Below are 15,500 nucleotides of genomic sequence, written 5' to 3' on the forward strand. Positions count from 1 at the left end.
CATGGTCTCGTGTGCAAATGGTGGGCGCCCCGTGCTGGCAACCGGCGCGGCCGCTGCAATCAGCGCAATGAGTTCGCGCCACGGCACCACCAGCTCCATCTCGTCGAGGAACACAGCCTTGCGCGTGCGCCTCGTGCTCAGGTTCAGTCCCAGTTCCGCTTGTTTCTTCATGACGCCATTGTTCCTCGCCTCGCACCTTCAGACCATCGGGGACTGCACGGGGTTTTGAACACAATCCTTAATGCTTGAGGGTGCAGATTATCGTCATTTTTCCCGATTCGACTATCCTCTTGGCGAAGAACCTACCTATTTGAAGGACGACTACGGCATAGAAAGCAAGGGAGGGTCCAATGTTGGTCAGATTATTCGGGAAGATTTTCGACTCGTAGACTCAGCTACAACCTCCGGTGTTCAGGTTGCTGACTTGATTGCTGGCGGTATATTCCGACTCTTCCGAGGTCGTTTCAAAGCGGAGGAAAAAATCGCGCTTCTGCTCGGCGCGAACATGGTGCAAGCGCTAAAAGGTGACACCCCGGTAGGTCTAATCAGCTTAGATCAAACGGCAGCCGCTTCGCCAAATACAGCGCATTTGATTAAATTGATGGCTTCTACGGGACGCCCCATGCTTGCTCCCAGGCAAAAAGCCCTCCCACCCAAGGGCCGTTCCCCCTACCCACGACCCAGCCGCCCCTTCCCTTGGTAATATACGAATCAGCTACAAACCGTATACAAGGGATCGCCATGGGCATCATCAAGATTTCAGAGCAGATGCACGAAAACCTGCGTCTGACCAGTGGGGCGCTGAGCCGCTCCATGAACGCGCAGGCCGAACACTGGCTGCGCGTGGGCATGTTGTCGGAGCTGAACCCGACGCTGTGCCATGGCGAGATCTGCCAGCTGCTGATCGAATCGGAGCGGCAGGCGCCTGTGACGCCCAGTCTCAGGAGCGTGCCGCCGGCCAGCCTGGAGAAGGCGGCATGACGGGCGGCAAGAAGGTGAGCCTGCGGACGCCGGCCGAGATCGACATGGCACGGCGCGCCGGGCACCTGGCCGCTGACGTGTTGCGCATGATCGGCGAACACGTGAAGCCGGGCGTGACCACGGACGAGCTGGACCGGCTTTGCCACGACTTCATCGTGAACGAGCTGAAGGCGGTGCCGGCCAACATCGGCTACCACGGCTACCCGAAGACGATCTGCGCTTCGGTGAACCACGTGATCTGCCACGGCATCCCGTCGGACAAGAAGCTGAAAGACGGCGACATCGTCAACATCGACGTGGCGCTGATCAAGGACGGCTGGTTTGGCGACACGAGCCGCATGTATTGCGTGGGCGAGCCGGGCATTCTGGCGAAGCGCCTGGTGCGCACGACTTACGAGGCGATGCGCGCGGGCATCCAGCAGGTGCGCCCGGGCGCGACGCTGGGCGATGTGGGCCACGCGATCCAGACGGTGGCGCACGCGGCGGGTTTCAGCGTGGTGCGCGAGTACTGCGGCCACGGCATCGGGCAGATCTACCACGACGAACCGCAGGTCTTGCACTACGGCCAGCGCAACACGGGCCTGAAGCTGGCGCCGGGCATGGTGTTCACGGTGGAGCCCATGATCAACGCGGGCAAGCGCGAGACCAAGGAGCTGTCGGACGGCTGGACGGTGGTCACGCGCGACCGCTCGCTCTCGGCGCAGTGGGAACACATGGTGGCGGTGACGGAGACGGGCTTCGAGATCCTCACGCCCTGGCCGGATGGCCTGGGCGATTACGCGGCGATCGAGCCGGTGGTCAGCGCCGCGAGCCCGGCGGATGCAGCGGCGGCGACTGCGGTGGCCTGAGCCGGTTCAGGCGCGGCGCCTGCGCCACAGCCAGATGCCAGTGCCCAGCAGGGCGGCGTAGTTCAGCGCCATGAACCAGGGCTGGTTCCAGGCGATGCCATCGAAGCCCCAGTAGGTGATGGGGTAGAAAACGGGCGAGGGGAAGAAGTCGGCCGAGTGGGTGAACACGTCGATCACGATGTGCGACCACCAGCCCAGCAGGGGCAGCCAGAGCCGGCGCAGCCAGGCCCAGAGCAGGGCCGTCACCGCGGCGGCCACCAGGGCGCTGTGAAACACGCAGTGCACCTGGTGCGACCAGAAGGCCACCCAGGCCGGGAAATCGGGTTCGCCGCCTGGGGCGGCGGTGGCGTAATTGAGCCATTCGCCTGGCGTGCCGTTGATCACGGCCCAGGCCGCCACGGGCAGCGTGTGCACCACGTCGGGCACCACCGCCAGCGTTACCGCCCAGGCCAGGGTGGGTTTGTTCACCGGCCCGGCGTTCGCCAACGCCACCAGGCCGGCTCCCGCCCACAGACCGTGCGCCAGGATGTCCATGGTTCAGGCACGGGTGTCCATGGTTCAGTTCAGTAGTGGGGTGGCAGCTCGTCGCGCAGGTTGCGCGCGGGCGCCGAGCCCTCGTCAGCGCCCTGGCGGCGCAGGTGGCTGAGCTCGCGCAGCAGCAGGTGAATCTGCTCCTGCTGGCGGGCGACCACGGCGTTCAGCGTGTCGAGCAGGTCGTCGGCGTAGCTGGCCTTGATCTCCAGTTCGGTGAGGCGGCGCTCGATGTCGGCGGTCAGCGTGGCGGCCGGGGCGTGGGGGGCAGAGGCTTGTGTCATGGGGCTATTGGACACGAGAGCGCTGCCGGCCGTTCGCCGCGCGGGGCGGGCTCAGTCGGGCTGGTGTTCGAGCGAAGCGGAGTTCATGCAGTAGCGCAGGCCCGACGGCGCCGGGCCGTCTTCGAACACGTGGCCGAGGTGCGCGCCGCACTGGCTGCACACGGTTTCAACGCGCGCCATGCCGTGGCTGCGGTCGGTGATCTCGGTGATGGCGCCGGGGATGGCTTTCCAGAAGCTGGGCCAGCCGCAGCCGGCGTCGAACTTGGTGCCGGCGTCGAACAGGTGGTTGCCGCAGCAGACGCAGTGGTAGCTGCCGTCGGCCCAGACTTCTTCGTATTTGCCGGTGAAAGGGCGCTCGGTGTGGGCGCGGCGGGTCACTTCGAAGGCGGCGGGTTCGGCGCCTTTTTCAGCCAGCAGGGCGCGCCACTCGGCATCGGTTTTCTGGATGGGGAACGTCATGGCGGGGTCCTTCAAGATGAACAACTGATTTCAATCTGGGCCGCCCAGTCGGGCGGAAAGTCGGCCAGGTCGTCGTGGCCGGGCAGCTCGGTGAACGGGGTTTCCAGCGCGGTCTGCAGGCGCTGCAGGGCCGAGAAGTCGCCCTCGCGGGCGCGCTGGATGGCGATCTCGCCGAGGTGGTTGCGCAGCACCACGTGCGGGTTGGTCGAAAGCATCAGCACCTGGGTGAGGCGGGCGTCAAAACCGGGCTGGGTCTGCAGCCGCCCGCGCCACTGCAGGGCCCAGGCGTCAAAGGCTTCGCGCTGCAGGAACAGGTCGCGCACCGGATCGATGGCCGCGCTGGCTGCGGCGGCGCGCGCGCCCGGTTCCGCAAAGCCGGCCACGGCGTTCGAGAGGCGGCGCCAGAAGAGGGTGAAGTCCACCGCGTCCTGCGCCATGAGCGCCATCAGCTGCTCGGTGAGCGCTTCGTCGCCGGCCATCACGGTGCCCAGGCCGAGCTTGGCGCCCATGCGCCGCTGCAGCGCGGCGGGGAACAGGGCCTTGTAGGGTTCGAGCGCGTCCAGCGCCTGCTGCGGGTCTTCCATCAGTGGCAGCAGGGCCTGTCCCAGGCAATACAGGTTCCAGTGCGCGATGCCGGGCTGGCGCATGTAGCGGTAGCGCCCGCCGGTGTCGCTGTGGTTGCAGATGTGGCGCGGGTTGTAGGCGTCTAGGAACTGGAACGGACCGTAGTCGATGGTCAGGCCCAGGATGCTCATGTTGTCGGTGTTCATCACGCCGTGGCAGAAGCCCACGGCCTGCCACTGCGCGACCATCTCGGCGGTGCGCGCGCTCACGGCTTCGAGCAGGTTGGCGTAGACGTTGCCGGGCAGGGCGCGGCAGTCCGGGTAGAAATGGTCGATGACGAAATCGGCGAGCGTGCGCAGCTGATCGTGTTGCCCGCTGTGCGAGAAGTGTTCGAAGTGGCCGAAGCGGATGAAGCTGGGCGCCACGCGCGTGACGACGGCCGCGGTTTCGATTTCTTCGCGGCGCACCGGCTGGTCGGACCCGGTGACACACAGCGCCCGGCTGGTGGGGATGCCCAGGCCGTGCATGGCTTCGCTGCAGAGGAATTCGCGGATGGAGCTGCGCAGCACGGCGCGGCCGTCGCCCCCGCGCGAATACGGCGTGCGCCCGGCGCCCTTGAGCTGGATCTCCTGCGGGCCATCGGTGCCGGCGAGTTCGCCGAGCAGGATCGCCCGCCCGTCGCCGAGCTGGCCGGCCCACTGGCCAAACTGGTGGCCGCTGTAGACACTGGCGAGCGGGCGCATGCCGGGCAGCGGCTGGTTGCCGGTGAAGGCCTGCAGGGCTTGATCGCCCGCCATCCAGGCGCCGTCCAGCCCGAGCTCGCGCGCCAATGCGGGGTTGCGGCCGACCCAGTAAGGGGCGGGCAGGGGCGTGGGGCGCAGCTCGGTGTAGAACGCGCGGCCGAGGCCGGCGAAGCGGTGCGTCCAGCCGGTCGGTGTTTCGGTGGCGGGTGCGGGCGGCAGGGCATCGGGCAGGGTCATGCGGCGCATTGTCACCGGGACGACTTGCACCCACACCCGGGCGGGCTATCCGGGGCAACCCGCTACGGCCAGCGCGCGTTGTTGAGGCATGATGCTGGGTGAATTAACGCACGACCGTTCGTTTTTTGCCAAGACACCAAGGAGAACTCCCATGCTGGGACAAATGCAAAGCCAACCGCTGCTGATTTCGTCGCTCATCACGCACGCCGAGCGCCACCACGGCAGCACCGAGATCGTTTCCCGTCGCGTCGAAGGCGACATCCACCGCACCACCTGGGGCCAGGTCTCGCGGCGTGCGCGCCAGGTGGCCAACGCGCTCGACAGCCTGCACCTCGCCTTTGGCGACCGCGTGGCCACGCTGGCCTGGAACGGCTACCGCCACCTGGAGCTGTATTTCGGCGTCAGCGGCACCGGCCGCGTGCTGCACACGCTGAACCCGCGCCTGCACCCCGAACAGCTGGCCTGGATCGTCAACCACGCCGACGACCGCGCGGTCTGCTTCGACATGACTTTCCTGCCGCTGGTGCAGGCGGTGGCAGGCAAGTGCCCGGGCGTCAAACACTGGATCGCGCTGTGCGACGCCGACAAGCTGCCGGCCGACAGCGGCCTGCCCGGGCTGGTGAGCTACGAGGCCTGGATGGGCTCGCAGCCGGAAAAATACCTCTGGCCCGATCTGGACGAAAACAGCGCATCGAGCATGTGCTACACGAGCGGTACCACGGGCAACCCCAAGGCCGCGCTGTATTCGCACCGCTCCACGTTGCTGCACGCGTACGGCGCGGCGCTGCCCGACGCGCTGGGCTGCTCGGCGCGCGACAGCATCCTGCCGGTGGTGCCGATGTTCCACGTCAACGCCTGGGGCCTGCCGTATTCGGCCGCGGCGGTGGGCTGCAAGCTGGTGTTCCCCGGCCCGGCGATGGACGGCAAGTCGGTCTACGAACTGATCGAATCCGAGAAGGTCACGATGGCCGCGGGCGTGCCCACGGTTTGGCAGATGCTGCTGGGCCACCTGCAGGCCGGCGGCCTGAAGTTCAGCACCCTGAAGCGCACGGTGATCGGTGGCTCGGCCTGCCCGCCGGCCATGATCAACGCCTTCAATGACACCTACGGCGTGGAGGTGCTGCACGCCTGGGGCATGACCGAGATGTCGCCGCTGGGCACGGTGTGCACGCTGAAGAACGCACAGCTGGCGCTTCCCGCCGATGAGCAGCTCAAGGTGCGTCTCAAGCAGGGTCGCAGCGTGTTTGGCGTGGACATGAAGATCGTGGACGAATCCGGCAACGAACTGCCCTGGGACGGCAAGGCCTATGGCGACCTGCTGGTGCGCGGGCCGTGGATCATCGCCAGCTACTTCAAGGGCGAAGGCGGCGACCCGCTGCAATACGACGACGCGGGCAAGGGCTGGTTCCCCACCGGGGACGTGGCCACCATCGACGCCGAAGGCTTCATGCAGATCACCGACCGCAGCAAGGACGTGATCAAGTCCGGCGGCGAGTGGATCAGCTCCATCGACGTGGAAAACATCGCCATGGCGCACCCGGCCGTGGCCATGGCAGCCTGCGTCGGCATGAAGCACCCCAAGTGGGACGAGCGCCCGATCGTGGTGGTGATGAAGAAGCCCGGCGCCGAGGTGACGCGCGAAGAACTGCTGGCGTTCTACGAAGGCAAGATCGCCAAGTGGCAGGTGCCGGACGATGTGGTGTTCGTCGACGCGATTCCGCTCGGCGCCACCGGCAAGATGCAGAAGATGACGCTGCGCCAGCAGCTCAAGGACTACGTGTTGCCGGGCCTCTGATGTTGGCTGGCGAGCGTTCGTCGGGCGTGCGGCGCTGGCTGCGGCTGGCGGCTCTGGGCGCGCTCGCCTGTGCGGCCCTGGGCGGCCCGGCCTGGGCCGCCGACGCGCCGCAGAAGGTGGTGCGCATCGCCTTCATCGACCCGCTCTCCGGCCCTGCGGCCGACATTGGCCGCAACAGCCTGCGCAGCTGGCAGTTCATGGCCGAGCGGCTGGCCGGGCCGGGCAACCCCGCGGGGGTGCGTTTCGTGGTGGCGGGCTTTGACAACAAGGGCTCGCCCAAGGAAAGCCTGGACGCGCTCAAGGCGGCCATCGACCAGGGCTTTCGCTACGTGGTGCAAGGAAACGGTTCCGGGGTGGCGGCGGCGATCTCCGATGCGGTGACGCGGCACAACGCACGTCACCCCGAGCAGGCGGTGCTCTTCATCAACTACGCGGCGATGGACCCGGCGCTGACCAACGACCTGTGCAGCTTCTGGCACTTTCGCGTCGATGCCGACACGGCCATGAAGACGCGGGCACTGGCGCTTTTCATGGCCTCGCAGTCCGAGCTGAAAAGCGTGTACCTGCTGAACCAGAACTACGCCCACGGGCAGCAGTTTTCGCGCTACTTCCGCGAGGCGCTGACGCAGGAGCGCCCCGATATCCAGATCGTGGGCGATGAGCTGCACACGGCTTTCGTGGGCCAGGATTTTACGCCCCATGTGCGCCGCATGGCCGAGTCCGGCGCGCAGGCCGTGGTCACGGGCAACTGGGGCGCCGACCTGCGGGGGCTGGTCAAGGCGATGCAGCAGCAGGGCGTCACGCTGCCGCTCTACGCCTACTACCCGATGCTCAAGGGTGTGCCCGAACTCCTGGCTTCGGGCGACGGCCGCCTGCCGGTGTACCAGGTGGCCAACAACCACACCAACCAGGCGGGCGACATCGCCGGGCTGGCCACCGCGTTTCGCCGCCGCCATGGCGAAGACCTGGTGGTGTATGCCGCGTTCGACGGCATGTCGATGCTGCTGCAGGCGATGACCCATGCCCAGACCACCGACGCGGCGCGCGTGGCCGGCCGCCTGAGCGGCATGGTGTTTCCGGGGTTCAGCGGGCCGGTGCACATGCGCGCCGATGACCACCAGTTGCAGCAGGGGCTCTACGTTTCGCGCTGGCAGAAGGTGGACGGGCGGCATCCGCGCGCGGCAGAGGACACGGGCTACACATTTGCGCCCGTGCGCTACATGAGCGCATCGGAAATCAGCGGTCCCACGAGCTGCCGGATGCAGCGGCCCTGAGTCCGGGTTGGTGCCCATCGCCTGTCCGTGCGAACCGCGGCAGCGGGCCTGTGCCGTCCGGCGGATGCTAGGCTTGTGCGAGCGCACAGTCGCCTGCGCGATAGGTGCTAGGGGCAATCCCTGAGGGGTTTGATGGCCTGTCAGGCTACGCTAAGGTTTTCCACCTTCAGGAGACCCAGCCATGTCGTTTGCCTTGAAATCCGTTGCCATCGCCGCCCTGTCGCTGACCCTGCTCAGCGCCCATGCCCAGAAGGGCGAGACGGTCAAGATCGCGTTGATCGATCCGCAGACAGGCCTGATGGGTCCGCTGGGCATGAACCAGATGCGCAGCTGGCAGTACTTCGCCGAGAAGTTCAGCGCCACCAACCCGGCCGGTGTGAAGTTCGAGATGGTGGCGTTCGACAACAAGCTCAGCCCGGCCGAAAGCCTGAACGCCTTCAAGGCTGCGCTGGACCAGGGCGTGCGCTACATCGCCCAGGGCAATGGTTCTTCGGTGGCGGGTGCACTGATCGATGCGGTCAACAAGCACAACGAGCGCAACCCGGGCAAGGAGGTGATCTTCCTGAACTACGCCGCCGTGGACCCCGATTTCACCAACAGCAAGTGCAGCTACTGGCACTTCCGTTTTGACGCCGACACCTCCATGAAGATGGAGGCGATGACCACCTTCATGAAGGATCAGAAGGACGTCAAGAATGTTTATCTGCTCAACCAGAACTACTCGCACGGCCAGCAGGTCGCCAAGTTCGCCAAGGAAAACCTGGCCCGCAAGCGCCCCGACGTGAAGATCGTGGGTGAAGACCTGCACCCGCTGGCCCAGGTGCGCGATTTCGCGCCCTACATCGCCAAGATCAAGGCGTCGGGCGCCGACACCGTGATCACCGGCAACTGGGGCTCCGACCTCGCGCTGCTGATCAAGGCCGCCAACGAAGGCGGCTACACCGGCAAGTTCTACACCTACTACACCGGTGTCACCGGCACGCCCACGGCGCTCGGCACGGGCGGCGAAGGCCGGGTGTTCCAGGTGGCCTACTCGCACTACAACATGGGTGGCCAGATGGGCCAGTGGATGGCCGAGTTCAAGACCAAGTACAAGGACGACATGTTCACCGGTGCCATTCCCTCGGCGTTCAACGTGCTGGGCGCCGCCATGGCCAAGGCCAAGTCCACCGACCCGGTGAAGGTGGCCGTCGCCATGGAGGGCATCAAGGTCAACAACTACAACGGTGAGGTGGAGGTGCGCAAGAACGACCACCAGTTGCAGCAGCCGCTGTTCCTGACGGTCTGGCAGAAGGCCGACACGAAGTACCCCTACAGCCCGGAGAACACCGGCATGACGCTGGCCCCGGTGAAGGAATTCCCGTCTTACGTGTCCAGCACGCCGACGAGCTGCAATATGAAGCGGCCCTGATCGGGCCCACCCCCGCGCCGCTTCGCGTCACCCCCTCAAGGGGGCAACGCGAGCGGCCCGGCAAAGCCGGTTCCGCCGCGTTCTGGGGTTCGGGCATTTCGCTCCGGATAGGTGGCTGGACTGCTTCATTCGCGGGGTTGCTGAGTTGCCCTGCCGCTGCTGCGGTGGGCACTTCTGACGGGTCATACTCGTCCCCCGCTCCCACCCGTTTACTCCTCCCTCTCGTTCCGCCCTCGAAAGGCAAGCTTCATGGAGTTCTTCATCATCTCCATGCTCAACGGCGTCAGCTACGGCTTGCTGCTGTTTCTGTTGAGCTCGGGACTCACCCTCATCTTCAGCATGATGGGGGTGCTGAATTTTGCGCACGCCAGCTTCTACATGCTGGGCGCCTACATCGGCTATTCGATCGCCCAGCTGGTGGGCTTCTGGCCGGGGCTGTTCGTGGCCCCGCTGGTGGTGGGCGCGCTGGGCGCGCTGTTTGAGCGGCTGACCCTGCGCAAGGTGCACAAGTTCGGCCATGTGCCCGAGCTGCTGGTGACCTTCGGCCTGTCCTACATCATCCTGGAGCTGGTACAGCTGATCTGGGGCCGCACGGCGGTGGAGTTCGTACCACCCGAAGTGTTGCGCGGCCCGGCCTTCACCCTGGTGCACCACGCCAACGACACGCTGGAGATGTTCTGGGGCGCTGTCAGCAGCGAGGTCTGCGCTGGCGCGGGGGTGATCTGCTCACCGTTCCCGGCCACGCGCGCTTTCATGATGCTGGTGGCGATCCTGATGCTGGTGGCGCTCTGGCTGCTGCTGACCCGCACGCGCATCGGCCTGATCATCCAGGCCGCGCTGACCCATCCCGAAATGGTGGAGAGCCTGGGCCACAACGTGCCGCGGGTGCTGATGCTGGTGTTCGGCGCCGGCACCGGCCTGGCCGGCCTGGCCGGCGTGATTGGCGGCAGCACCTTTGTGACCGAACCCAACATGGCGGCCACGGTGGGCTCGGTGATCTTTGTCGTGGTGGTGGTGGGTGGCATGGGCTCGCTCTCCGGCGCCTTCCTGGCCTCGCTGCTGATCGGCGTGATCCAGACCTTTGCCGTGGGGCTGGACTATTCGTTCATCCACCTGGTGGAGCAGTTGGGTGTGCAGGCCTCGGACGCCATGAGGGAGAACTCGGTGCTCAAACTCACGCTGTCGCAGGTGGCGCCGATCCTGCCCTACCTGTTCCTCGTGCTGATCCTGATCTTCCGGCCCAAGGGCTTGCTGGGCACGCGAGAAGGATGACCGGTCATGTCTAAAGCCTATTACGAATTCAAACCCCTCAACGTCGGTCGCTGGATCGTCTGGTCGCTGTTCGCGCTGGTGCTGGTGTTCGCGCCGCTGGTGTTCGGCAGCAACCTCTCGGTGACCATGCTCTCGCAGATGGGCATCGCCATCATCGCCTGCCTGTCCTACAACATCCTGCTCGGGCAGGGCGGCATGCTGAGCTTCGGGCACGCGGTCTACACCGGCCTGGGCTCCTACATGGCCATGCACGCGCTCAACGCGGCAACGGATGGCCAGATTCCGATTCCGGTGAGCCTGGTGCCGCTGGTGGGCGGCGTGGCGGGCCTGTTCTTTGCCGTGTTGTTCGGCTACGTGACCACCAAGAAGGCCGGCACACCGTTCGCCATGATCACGCTGGGCATGGCCGAGCTGGTGTTCGCGATGTCGCTGATGTTCTCGGAGTTCTTCGGTGGCGAGGCGGGTGTGTCGGGCAACCGCGTGGTGGGCGACCCGTTCATGGGCATCAGCTTCGGCCCGCCGATCCAGGTGTATTACCTCATCGCGGTCTACACCTTCGTCTGCGTGGGTCTCATGTTTGCGTTCACGCGCACGCCGCTGGGTCGCATCCTGAACGCCGTTCGCGACAACCCGGAGCGCGTCGAGTTCATCGGCTACAACACGCAGAAGGTGCGGTATCTGGCCTTCATGATCGCGGGCTTCTTCGCCGGCGTCGCGGGCGGCCTGGGTGCGCTGAACTTCGAAATCGTGACCGCCGAGGTGGTGGGCGCGGCCCGTTCGGGCGGCTACCTGCTGTTCACCTTCCTGGGCGGCGCGACCTTCTTCTTTGGCCCCATCATCGGCGGCATCCTGATGGTGCTGGCTTTTGTGTTGCTGTCGGAGCTGACCAAGGCCTGGCTGCTCTACCTCGGGCTGGTGTTCCTGTTCATGGTGATGTACGCGCCGGGCGGCATCGCCAGCCTGATCATGATGAACCTGCGTGTGGCGTCGTTCGGCAAGCTGCGCGAGGTCTGGGTCGCGTACCTGGCGCTGGGCGTGACCGCGCTGGTGGTCCTGCTCGGGGGCGGTGCGATGGTCGAAATGATCTACCACCTGCAGCTCGACGCGGCGATGGGCGACTCGGTGAAATACCTCGGCATGGAGCTGCATTCCAAGACTGCCGGCAGCTGGTTTGGCGCCGCCTTCGTGACGCTGACCGGCCTGGGCATCTTCGAGCTCACACGCCGCCAGTTCAGCGCCCAGTGGGCCGCGATCCAGACCGACATCGAAAAAGAAATCAAGCGCCGGGAGACCCAATGAGCAGCGCCACGCCCACAGCCGACACCGGCCGTTTCGAACAGGCCATGAGCCATGTGCACGCGGGTGGCTACGCACTGGAGCTGCGCGATCTGCGCAAGCGCTTCGGCAAGACCGAGATCATCCGCGGGGTGGACCTCGCGGTGCGTTCCGGCGAGCGCGTGGCCATCATCGGCCCCAACGGCGCCGGCAAGTCCACGCTGTTCAACCTGATCTCGGGCCGCTTTGAACCCAGCAGCGGCGAGGTGCTGCTCAACGGCACGCGCATCGACGGCAAGAAGCCCTTCGAGATCAACCGCCTGGGCCTTTCGCGCAGCTTCCAGATCACCAACATCTTTCCCAAGCTCAGCGTGTTCGAGAACCTGCGCTGCGGCGTGCTCTGGAGCCTGGGCTACCGCTACACGCTGTTCCGCTTCCTCGCCGGCATGGACGACGCCAACGAGCGCGCCGAAGAACTGATGCGCATGATCCGCCTCGACAAGAAGCACGACACGCTGGCCATGAACCTGACCTACGCCGAGCAGCGCGCGCTGGAGATCGGCATCACCATCGCCGGCGGCGCCAACGTGATCCTGCTCGACGAACCCACGGCCGGCATGAGCAAGAGCGAAACCAGCCGTTTCATCGAGCTGATCCGGGAAGTCACGGTGGGCAAGACCCTGCTGACGGTGGAGCACGACATGGGCGTGGTCTTCGGCCTGGCCGACAAGATCGCGGTGGTGGTGTACGGCGAGGTGATCGCCTTTGACGAGCCCGAGGCGGTGCGGGCGAACCCGAAGGTGCAGGAGGCCTATCTGGGCTCCGTACTGGCGGATGAACAGGCGGCCTCCGCCGGCCATTGAGGAAAACCGCAGCATGCTGAAAATCGAAAACCTCCACGCCTATTACGGCAAGAGCCACGTGCTGCACGGCGTTTCGTTCAACGTCGGGCAGGGCGAGATCGTGGCGCTGCTGGGGCGCAACGGTTCGGGCCGTTCCACCACCGCCAAAGCCATCATGGGCCTGGTCGATTGCGAAGGCGCCATCGACTGGAAGGGGCAGTCCATCCAGGGCAAGAAGCCCTTTGAGGTCGCGCACCTGGGGCTGGGTTACGTGCCGGAAAACCGAGACATCTTCCCCAAGCTCACCGTGCACCAGAACCTGCTGCTCGGACAAAAAGGCAAGGGCAAGGACGTGCGCTGGAGCTTCAACGACATGTACGCGATGTTCCCGCGGCTGAAGGAGCGGGAGCACACCGAAGCGGGTGTGTTGTCGGGCGGCGAGCAGCAGATGCTCACGCTGTGCCGCACGCTCATGGGCGACCCCGACCTGATCATCATCGACGAACCTACCGAGGGCCTGGCGCCCAAGATCGTGGAGCTGGTGGGCGAGTACCTGCAGAAGCTCAAGGCCCGCGGCGTGTCGGTGCTGCTGATCGAGCAGAAGCTCACCATCGCCATGGCGATCTCCGACCGCGCGCTGGTCATGGGCCACGGCAGCATCGTGTTCCATGGCACGCCGGAGAGCTTGCGCGCCGATCCGTACACGCGTAAAGAGTGGCTTGAGGTCTGATTGACCCACTCGCGACAAGCGGCGCTTGCCGCACCGCACAAAATCCCTAGAATCGCACGACCGTTCGTTTTTTCGGACGTGCGTCTTTTTCCGATCCACACAGAGGAGATTCCATGACCGCTGAGTACCAGGTCCACGGCGATGTGGCCGTCATCACGTTGAACAACCCGCCGGTGAACGGTCTGGGCTTGTCCACCCGCCAGGCCATCGTCGAAGGGCTGGAGAAAGCCGAGAACGATGCGGCGGTCAAGGCCGTCGTGCTGACCGGCGCCGGCAAGGCGTTTTCGGGCGGTGCCGACATCCGCGAGTTCGGTTCGCCCAAGGCGATCCAGGAGCCCAACCTGCTGTCCGTGATCATCCGGGTCGAGAACACCACCAAGCCGGTGATCGCGGCCGTGCACAGCGTGGCCATGGGCGGCGGCCTGGAACTCGCGCTGGGCGCGCACTACCGCATCGCCGCGCCGGGCTGCAACGTGGCGCTGCCCGAAGTGAAGCTGGGCCTGATTCCTGGCGCCGGTGGCACGCAGCGCCTGCCGCGGGTGCTGGGCGTCGAAGTGGCGCTGAACATGATCGTCAGCGGCGAAGCGGTGAAGAGCGAGATGCTCGCGCAGGTGCCTGGCCAGAAGCTGTTCGACAAGCTGTCCGCATCGCCCGAGTCGCTGGCCGAAGAGGCACTGGCCTTCGCCCGCGAGATGGCCGCGAAACACGCCGACGGCTCGGCCTTCCCGCTGGTGCGCAACCTGCCCTGTAAGCACCCCAATGGCGAGGCCTACTTCCAGTTCGCGCGCAATATGGTCAAGGGCATGGCGAAGAATTTCCCGGCGCCCGCCAAGTGCGTGGACGCGGTGGAAGCCGCAACCCAGAAGAAGTTTGCCGACGGCATGGCCTTCGAGCGCGAGATCTTCATCAACCTGATGTGGACGCCCGAGTGCCGCTCGCTGCGCCACCTGTTCGTGGCCGAGCGCGCCGCGAGCAAGATCCCCGACGTGCCGGAAGACACGGCCAAGCGCGAGATCGCATCGGTCGCCGTGATCGGCGCTGGCACCATGGGCGGCGGCATTGCCATGAACTTCCTCAACGCCGGCATCCCGGTGAAGATGCTGGAAATGAAGCAGGAGGCGCTGGACCGCGGCATCGGCGTCATCCGCAAGAACTACGAAGCCCAGGTCAAGAAGGGCAAGCTCAAGCAGGACAAGTACGAACAGCGCATGGCCCTGTTGAGCACCACGCTGAGCTACGACGACCTCGGCTCGGCCGATCTGGTGATCGAGGCCGTGTTCGAAGAGATCGGCGTCAAGGAAGCCGTGTTCAAGGAACTCGATCGCGTGATGAAGCCCGGCGCCATCCTGGCGTCCAACACCTCCACGCTGGACGTGAACAAAATCGCCCACTTCACGAAGCGTCCACAGGACGTGGTGGGCATGCACTTCTTCAGCCCGGCCAACGTGATGAAGCTGCTCGAAGTGGTGCGCGGTGACGCGACCGCCAAGGACGTGCTGGCCACGGTGATGGCGGTGGCCAAGAAGATCAAGAAGACGGCGGTCGTGTCCGGCGTCTGCGATGGCTTCATCGGCAACCGCATGATCGAACAGTACGGCCGCCAGGGCGGCTTCCTGCTCGACGAAGGCTGCACCCCCGAGCAGGTGGACAAGGCGATGGAGAAGTTCGGCATGGCCATGGGCCCGTTCCGCATGGGCGACCTGGCCGGCAACGACATCGGCTGGGCGATCCGCAAGCGCCGCTACCAGGAAAAGCCGGACATGAAATACAGCAAGACCGCCGACCTGCTGTGCGAGAAGGGCCGCTTCGGCCAGAAGACCGGCGCCGGCTGGTACGACTACGTGCCCGGCAAGCGCGACGCCATCCCGAACGCCGAGGTGGTGAAGATGATCGAAGACCACCGCGCCGCCGCCGGCATCACGCCGCGCAAGATCTCCGATGAAGAGATCGTGCAGCGCCTGGTGTTCTCGCTGGTCAACGAAGCCGCGCACATCCTCGAAGAAGGCATCGCCAACAAGGCCAGCGACATCGACGTGGTCTACATCTTTGGCTACGGCTTCCCGGTCTACCGCGGCGGCCCGCTGAACTACGCCAACGAAGTCGGGCTGTTCAACGTGGTCCAGGCCATGAAGCGGTTTGCGAAGAACCCGCTGGACGACGCGCAGTTCTGGGAGCCTGCTCCCTTGCTGGCCCGTCTCGCCGCCGAAGGCAAGACTTTCTGATGACCGCACGAACCACGAATTGAGGATTCCAT

15 protein-coding genes and 1 pseudogene are annotated in these 15,500 nt (G+C 65.6%); 11 read left to right on the top strand and 5 right to left on the bottom strand.

The features are described 5' to 3' along the window. Window positions 1–171 (bottom strand): annotated as a pseudogene (locus AC0GNO_RS03645) (IS5/IS1182 family transposase); the annotation flags it as partial. A gap of 70 nt (window positions 172–241) precedes the next feature. Here AC0GNO_RS03645 and AC0GNO_RS03650 point away from each other — a divergent pair. From AC0GNO_RS03650 to map, 3 genes are read left to right on the top strand one after another with little or no spacing between them, the layout of a single operon-like run. After that, entirely contained in the window at window positions 242–703 is a 462-nt protein-coding gene (locus AC0GNO_RS03650) for a DUF3800 domain-containing protein (RefSeq protein WP_472902992.1), read from the top strand. 38 nt (window positions 704–741) lie between these two features. Beyond that, entirely contained in the window at window positions 742–981 is a 240-nt protein-coding gene (locus tag AC0GNO_RS03655; protein WP_472902993.1) for a ParD-like family protein, read from the top strand. Continuing rightward, window positions 978–1,829, top strand: a complete 852-nt coding sequence (map, locus tag AC0GNO_RS03660) for a type I methionyl aminopeptidase (protein WP_472902994.1) — start codon at window positions 978–980, stop codon at window positions 1,827–1,829. Before AC0GNO_RS03655 ends, map begins: the two co-directional genes overlap by 4 nt. Window positions 1,830–1,835: 6 nt before the next feature. Here the strand turns inward: map and AC0GNO_RS03665 are convergent, their stop codons facing one another. The 4 genes from AC0GNO_RS03665 to AC0GNO_RS03680 are packed head-to-tail and all read right to left on the bottom strand — an operon-like array spanning window position 1,836 to window position 4,647. Then, window positions 1,836–2,363 carry a hypothetical protein gene (locus AC0GNO_RS03665; RefSeq protein ID WP_472902995.1) on the bottom strand — a complete coding sequence of 176 codons (528 nt, stop codon included), beginning with the start codon at window positions 2,361–2,363 and terminating at the stop codon, window positions 1,836–1,838. Between the two features lie 29 nt (window positions 2,364–2,392). Further along, window positions 2,393–2,644, bottom strand: a complete 252-nt coding sequence (locus tag AC0GNO_RS03670; protein ID WP_472902996.1) for a SlyX family protein — start codon at window positions 2,642–2,644, stop codon at window positions 2,393–2,395. A gap of 51 nt (window positions 2,645–2,695) precedes the next feature. Then, window positions 2,696–3,103, bottom strand: coding sequence for a peptide-methionine (R)-S-oxide reductase MsrB (gene msrB / locus AC0GNO_RS03675; RefSeq protein ID WP_472902997.1), 408 nt, complete (start codon window positions 3,101–3,103; stop codon window positions 2,696–2,698). Between the two features lie 11 nt (window positions 3,104–3,114). Next, complete coding sequence (locus AC0GNO_RS03680) at window positions 3,115–4,647, bottom strand: protein adenylyltransferase SelO (RefSeq protein ID WP_472902998.1); 1,533 nt, start codon at window positions 4,645–4,647, stop codon at window positions 3,115–3,117. 151 nt (window positions 4,648–4,798) lie between these two features. Between AC0GNO_RS03680 and AC0GNO_RS03685 the strand changes: the two genes are divergently transcribed. The 8 genes from AC0GNO_RS03685 to AC0GNO_RS03720 all read left to right on the top strand — a co-directional run bounded on the left by AC0GNO_RS03685 (window position 4,799) and on the right by AC0GNO_RS03720 (window position 15,468). Further along, a complete protein-coding gene (locus AC0GNO_RS03685; RefSeq protein ID WP_472888361.1) occupies window positions 4,799–6,442 on the top strand; it encodes a 3-(methylthio)propionyl-CoA ligase in 1,644 nt (547 codons plus the stop codon). Further along, window positions 6,442–7,716 (top strand): branched-chain amino acid ABC transporter substrate-binding protein, encoded by a 1,275-nt coding sequence (locus AC0GNO_RS03690; RefSeq protein WP_472902999.1) that lies wholly within the window; start codon window positions 6,442–6,444, stop codon window positions 7,714–7,716. Before AC0GNO_RS03685 ends, AC0GNO_RS03690 begins: the two co-directional genes overlap by 1 nt. 181 nt (window positions 7,717–7,897) lie before the next feature. Then, window positions 7,898–9,127 (top strand): branched-chain amino acid ABC transporter substrate-binding protein, encoded by a 1,230-nt coding sequence (locus tag AC0GNO_RS03695; protein ID WP_472903000.1) that lies wholly within the window; start codon window positions 7,898–7,900, stop codon window positions 9,125–9,127. 249 nt (window positions 9,128–9,376) lie between these two features. Further along, entirely contained in the window at window positions 9,377–10,399 is a 1,023-nt protein-coding gene (locus AC0GNO_RS03700) for a branched-chain amino acid ABC transporter permease (RefSeq protein ID WP_472888358.1), read from the top strand. A 6-nt stretch (window positions 10,400–10,405) separates the two neighbouring features. Beyond that, a complete protein-coding gene (locus AC0GNO_RS03705; RefSeq protein WP_472903001.1) occupies window positions 10,406–11,698 on the top strand; it encodes a branched-chain amino acid ABC transporter permease in 1,293 nt (430 codons plus the stop codon). Between the two features lie 44 nt (window positions 11,699–11,742). After that, complete coding sequence (locus tag AC0GNO_RS03710; protein WP_472888437.1) at window positions 11,743–12,537, top strand: ABC transporter ATP-binding protein; 795 nt, start codon at window positions 11,743–11,745, stop codon at window positions 12,535–12,537. Between the two features lie 13 nt (window positions 12,538–12,550). Further along, on the top strand, window positions 12,551–13,246 hold the full coding sequence (locus tag AC0GNO_RS03715; protein ID WP_472903002.1) for an ABC transporter ATP-binding protein: 696 nt from the start codon (window positions 12,551–12,553) through the stop codon (window positions 13,244–13,246). A gap of 113 nt (window positions 13,247–13,359) precedes the next feature. Further along, complete coding sequence (locus tag AC0GNO_RS03720) at window positions 13,360–15,468, top strand: 3-hydroxyacyl-CoA dehydrogenase NAD-binding domain-containing protein (RefSeq protein ID WP_472903003.1); 2,109 nt, start codon at window positions 13,360–13,362, stop codon at window positions 15,466–15,468. Window positions 15,469–15,500 lie beyond the last annotated feature (32 nt).

The organism is Hydrogenophaga sp. L310 (genome assembly GCF_055703065.1).

Excerpts from the sequence above, each read along its gene's own strand:
- AC0GNO_RS03670 (WP_472902996.1), bottom strand. The coding sequence starts at position 2,644 with ATGACACAAGCCTCTGCCCCCCACGCCCCGGCCGCCACGCTGACCGCC.
- AC0GNO_RS03690 (WP_472902999.1), top strand. The coding sequence starts at position 6,442 with ATGTTGGCTGGCGAGCGTTCGTCGGGCGTGCGGCGCTGGCTGCGGCTG.
- AC0GNO_RS03685 (WP_472888361.1), top strand. The coding sequence starts at position 4,799 with ATGCTGGGACAAATGCAAAGCCAACCGCTGCTGATTTCGTCGCTCATC.
- AC0GNO_RS03700 (WP_472888358.1), top strand. The coding sequence starts at position 9,377 with ATGGAGTTCTTCATCATCTCCATGCTCAACGGCGTCAGCTACGGCTTG.
- AC0GNO_RS03715 (WP_472903002.1), top strand. The coding sequence starts at position 12,551 with ATGCTGAAAATCGAAAACCTCCACGCCTATTACGGCAAGAGCCACGTG.
- AC0GNO_RS03665 (WP_472902995.1), bottom strand. The coding sequence starts at position 2,363 with ATGGACATCCTGGCGCACGGTCTGTGGGCGGGAGCCGGCCTGGTGGCG.
- AC0GNO_RS03680 (WP_472902998.1), bottom strand. The coding sequence starts at position 4,647 with ATGACCCTGCCCGATGCCCTGCCGCCCGCACCCGCCACCGAAACACCG.
- AC0GNO_RS03650 (WP_472902992.1), top strand. The coding sequence starts at position 242 with ATGCTTGAGGGTGCAGATTATCGTCATTTTTCCCGATTCGACTATCCT.
- AC0GNO_RS03655 (WP_472902993.1), top strand. The coding sequence starts at position 742 with ATGGGCATCATCAAGATTTCAGAGCAGATGCACGAAAACCTGCGTCTG.
- AC0GNO_RS03720 (WP_472903003.1), top strand. The coding sequence starts at position 13,360 with ATGACCGCTGAGTACCAGGTCCACGGCGATGTGGCCGTCATCACGTTG.
- AC0GNO_RS03695 (WP_472903000.1), top strand. The coding sequence starts at position 7,898 with ATGTCGTTTGCCTTGAAATCCGTTGCCATCGCCGCCCTGTCGCTGACC.
- msrB (WP_472902997.1), bottom strand. The coding sequence starts at position 3,103 with ATGACGTTCCCCATCCAGAAAACCGATGCCGAGTGGCGCGCCCTGCTG.
- AC0GNO_RS03710 (WP_472888437.1), top strand. The coding sequence starts at position 11,743 with ATGAGCCATGTGCACGCGGGTGGCTACGCACTGGAGCTGCGCGATCTG.
- AC0GNO_RS03705 (WP_472903001.1), top strand. The coding sequence starts at position 10,406 with ATGTCTAAAGCCTATTACGAATTCAAACCCCTCAACGTCGGTCGCTGG.
- map (WP_472902994.1), top strand. The coding sequence starts at position 978 with ATGACGGGCGGCAAGAAGGTGAGCCTGCGGACGCCGGCCGAGATCGAC.